This window comes from Thauera sp. ZXT1-4, from assembly GCF_052598215.2.
In genome coordinates this window covers 1-4243 of the sequence record NZ_JBQWSN020000067.1, presented here as the reverse complement: position 1 = coordinate 4243, position 4243 = coordinate 1, and the positions used below count along the sequence as shown (strand labels likewise).

3 protein-coding genes are annotated in these 4243 nt (G+C 60.6%); 2 read left to right on the top strand and 1 reads right to left on the bottom strand.

What is annotated here, in order from left to right; all coding sequences use genetic code 11:
- The first annotated feature begins 61 nt into the window (after positions 1-61).
- A complete protein-coding gene (locus ACUH78_RS18820; protein WP_445334401.1) occupies positions 62-1117 on the top strand; it encodes a replication initiator protein A in 1056 nt (351 codons plus the stop codon).
- A gap of 1660 nt (positions 1118-2777) precedes the next feature.
- Here the strand turns inward: ACUH78_RS18820 and ACUH78_RS18815 are convergent.
- Positions 2778-3152 carry a hypothetical protein gene (locus ACUH78_RS18815; RefSeq protein ID WP_445334402.1) on the bottom strand — a complete coding sequence of 125 codons (375 nt, stop codon included), beginning with the start codon at positions 3150-3152 and terminating at the stop codon, positions 2778-2780.
- Between the two features lie 51 nt (positions 3153-3203).
- Between ACUH78_RS18815 and ACUH78_RS18810 the strand changes: the two genes are divergently transcribed.
- Positions 3204-3884 carry an SOS response-associated peptidase gene (locus ACUH78_RS18810; protein WP_445334403.1) on the top strand — a complete coding sequence of 227 codons (681 nt, stop codon included), beginning with the start codon at positions 3204-3206 and terminating at the stop codon, positions 3882-3884.
- The last annotated feature ends 359 nt before the right edge of the window (positions 3885-4243 follow it).

Below are 4243 nucleotides of genomic sequence, written 5' to 3'. Positions count from 1 at the left end.
GTCTATGACCCGCGAAACCCCCGCTACAACAACGCAAGGCGTTTAGCGGTGGGAGAGTTCATTGAATAAGACCAAGGCCGACACGTCCAGTCAGCAGACTCATCAAGTCGAGAACCAGGGGGTTCTCGACTTCTCCTTTGAGCATTCACCCGCACAAGCCCTGGGCCAAGAGCAGGTCAGTGCGCCCAAAAAGTTGCCGGCGCCGGTCAAGCGCCCGGCCTTGCTGCCACTGAGGCACGTCGACCGGGATTTTTTCCTCGCAGACCTCTTCGATTACGCCCTGAAGGATGACGGTGCTTCGATGGAGGCGCCGATCTTCACGCTTTCCACCAAGACAGACGTGTCGACTTGGACATGGGAAAGCAAGGACGGAAACCGCCGTGTCGAGGTGTATCCGTCGGTCAAGGGGCGAGCAACGCAGTTCGACAAGGACGTTTTGATCTACGTTGTCAGCCAGATGACCGAGGGACTGAATCGAGGCCGTGACGACGCGAAGAACCGGACCGTGCGGTTTACGGTTCACGATTACCTTGTATCGACCAACAAGCCTACCGGCGGCGCCGAGTATCAGCGCCTCGAGAACGCCCTAGAGCGCTTGCGTGGGACCACAATCAAGACGGACATTCGGACGGGGGGGCAGCGCGTCAAGGAAGGGTTCGGCATCATCGACTCGTGGATGATCATCGAGCGGGCACCCGACGACGAACGCATGGTTGCCGTCGAAGTCACCTTGTCAAAGTGGCTTCACAACGCTGTCCAAGCCCATGAAATTCTCACGATCCATCCAGACTATTTCCGCCTTCGAAAGCCCTTGGAACGGCGTCTGTACGAGCTGGCGCGCAAGCACTGCGGCCATCAAACGATGTGGTGCATCGATCTTGCCTTGCTACAAGACAAGGCAGGCAGCAAAGGGACCTTGCGTGAGTTTAGGCGCATGGTCCGCGAGATCATAGAGGCCCATACGCTCCCCGAGTATCGTGTGATGCTCGACGGCACTGACAAGGTGACGTTCTATGTCCGCAACTCGAGGCGACTTGCTGCCGGGCTACACAAGAACGGACAGTCTGAGACGGCACATGCCTACATCCGGGATCCTAAGCGCACACGCAAGCGGTAGGTGTTTGGGCAGCGACTAAGCCTTGATCCCGCTAGCCAGGTGCCTCGGGCAAGGGTGGATAACAGATTAGCCAGCGAGCGGGAGCAGAGGCGAGCGGACGGCCGATGAGAGGCGGGTGATGCTGCAGGGCGGGACGCTGCGGGAGGAGGCAGGCCTTGATGTCGCGTCATGCGGAGGCCCTCTTCGATTCAACGGCTCTCGTACGGAAGCCTCCGAAAACGGATTCGTTATATCACCCACGTTTGCAGGCGCAAAACACCCCCTTCCCCCCAGAAATGCGCCTAGCAACATGGTAAAAAATTCGTCCAGAGCCGCTTCGGCGTGTGAAAAAACCTAAGGTCATAAAAAACGCCCATTTCCGCATGCCCAATGGGTGGTCAAGAAGCCCGTTTAAGCGCCAGTGCCTGTGAATTGACTCGTTATATCACCCACGTTTTCCTGTGGATGGGCTCGTTATATCACCCACACCCCATTCGTTATATCACCCACGCTGGAAATTTTAGATCCCAGTGCCAGCGCGGCATCCAAAGCGTTATCCACAGGCGTAACGCGCGCGCGCGGTTTTTTAACTTTAAAAGTCTTTAACGTCGCAACCAAAAAAGGCCTGTGGATAACTGAGCGGTCAAGAAAGGGGCACCCCTGCGGGGTTCCCCCGGCTTCGCCGGCTCCCCCTCCGGCACAATTGGCCCTTACGGGCGAAGGACAGAAGAAACCTCGCTTGCTCAACCTAATCGCGACGGGCGGTCTAAGCGGCTCGGCCCGGCAAGCCGGCCCGACCTGGCCGCAAGCGGCCCCCCTTCGGGCGCCAAGACCCGGACAAATCGGCCTCCGCCCGCAAGCGGGCAGACGCCTCAGCCGGGTTTCTGTGGAAACCGCCCTCATAGCATCATCGAAAATCAAACTGAAGAAGAAATCGGCAGGGCAGAGGGCAGAATCGGAAAAACAATGCCGCTGAGAGCTCCTCAGAAGCCCGCAGAGGCGTTTTTTCACGCAGATGGAGGGTAGGGTACGTCTTCACTCTTCGGTAGCCTTGTAGGGCTTTTATGAAAGCCCCGCCTAACATCCTCGACGCGCTCATCGTTGGGCCCCTCACCGTAGAGATCGACTGGAGCACGGGCGAAACGCTGTCTGTAGATCTGTCGGATTTCACGGCACCACCTTCCGATGCACTTCGGAATCCCGAGTTTTTCGCAGATGCAGTGCGATGCCTGGCGGGCTCGATATGGGAACTGACCAGCTTATCAACTGGGCCGGGAGTAGGCTGGATTGCCGACGGCGAGCGAGTTCGATGCCTGGATGCAGCGCAACGGCCTGTCGCTGGCAACAGCAGCTACATCACTCGGCACGGGCCGACGCATGATGTTTTCTGCACTAGCTTAATTACGATTTTGCGACGAATCGCAAAACAGTAAAAAAAGAACATCTTGTCTGATCGTCATGAAACAGGCGGCTCGCGAGTAGTCCAAGGTCAGCTGATCTTGGACTGTGTGCCGAACAACCATGCCTCATTTTTCAGCACGGGTTAAATATCAGGCTGGACAAGGTGTTTGGAGGAGTACGCAGCCACTCATCCACAGATTTTGTGAGTAAAAATCGGAGTGCAAGCAGCTGGGCTGCCAACAACCGGTGTGGCGGCTGAGAAAACGGAAAATAAAGCACGCTAAGCCGCTCCCGGCTTGTCGATCGGCACGGCCCACCATTCCTGGGCGTGCTGGGCCGTGCCGGCCCCGTTCTTCGTGCTGACCTGGAACCCGCGCAGCAGCAGCCCGCGCGGTGTGATGCGCAGCACCTGGACGTCGAACAGCGGCGGCAGCAGGCCGCGTCTGGCCGAGGTTCCCCAGCGCTCCCAGAGCTGCGCCGCGTGCAGCGGCCGCTTCTCGGCGGTTCCGATCGGAATGTCGCCTATGCTCAGTGTCGGTGATGCCGAGGTCAGCCAGGCGCGCTTCGCGCGGGCGTGCGCTCCCCGGCCACCATCAATTCGACGACTCTGACGTGCATGCTTTGACTGTAAAAAATACAGTCTATTTTCACCCAACGCGGTCGGTTTGGGGCGGTGGTCGACCGCCCGATCTGGAGGCACACGCCAATGTGCGGACGCTATGCGCTCTACGGTCCGGTCTCGCGCCTGCGCGAGGCATTCGACGCGGTGCCCGAAGGGTTCGAGTTCGAGCCGCGCTGGAACGCGGCGCCGATGCAGTGGCTGCCGGTGGTGCGGCAGCGCTCGAACGGCGAGCGGGTGATCCATCGGCTGCGCTGGGGGCTGGTGCCGTCGTGGGCGAAGGACGAGGCGATCGCGACCAGGTTGATCAACGCGCGCGGCGAGTCGGTCGCCGAGAAGCCCTCGTTCCGGGCGCCGTTCCGCCGCCGGCGCTGCATCGTGCCGGCCAACGGGTTCTACGAGTGGCAGCATCTCAGTGACCGGCAGGGCGGCGGCAAGCAGCCGTTCTACATCCACCCGGTCGGGGGCGAGTTCTTCGCGCTCGCCGGGCTTTGGGAGCGCTGGGCGAGGCCGGCCGACGGCGAGGAGCTCGACACGTTCACGATCGTCACCACCGAGGCCAACGCGGCGATGCGGCCGCTGCACGACCGCATGCCGGTGATCCTGGCGCCGGGGGATTACTGGGCGTGGTTGAACGGGGCGACTGCGGCCGACCAGGTGCAGGCGCTGGTGCGGCCGTGTCCCGAGGCGGCGCTGGCGGTGTATCCGGTGGGGAGGGCGGTCGGCAACGTCAGGAACGAGGGCGCGGGGCTGATACAGCCCGTTTGAGCCGAGATCTCTTCGCTTCCGACCGCCTGCCCTGCTTTATCCCGCGTTTTAGGCTCCTGGGCCGTTTAATCGAGCGCGGTGTCATCGCTGAAACCCGGTTTCGTGCGCGTTCCCGGCGGCGAATAACCGCTTGCATAATCATAATAATCATATTATTATGATGATTATCTAATCACGCCCGGAGACTGGCACATGACCTCGAATCTTCCTCTCGATGCCCGCGAGCGTGTCTTTGCCGCGGCAAGCCAGATCTTCGAAGAGTCCGGCCGGCAGACGATGCCCACGGTCGACCAGGTGCGCCGCTTGGCGAAAGTCGACATGCACGCCGCGACCGCGGCGATGCGCGAATGGCGTCGGCA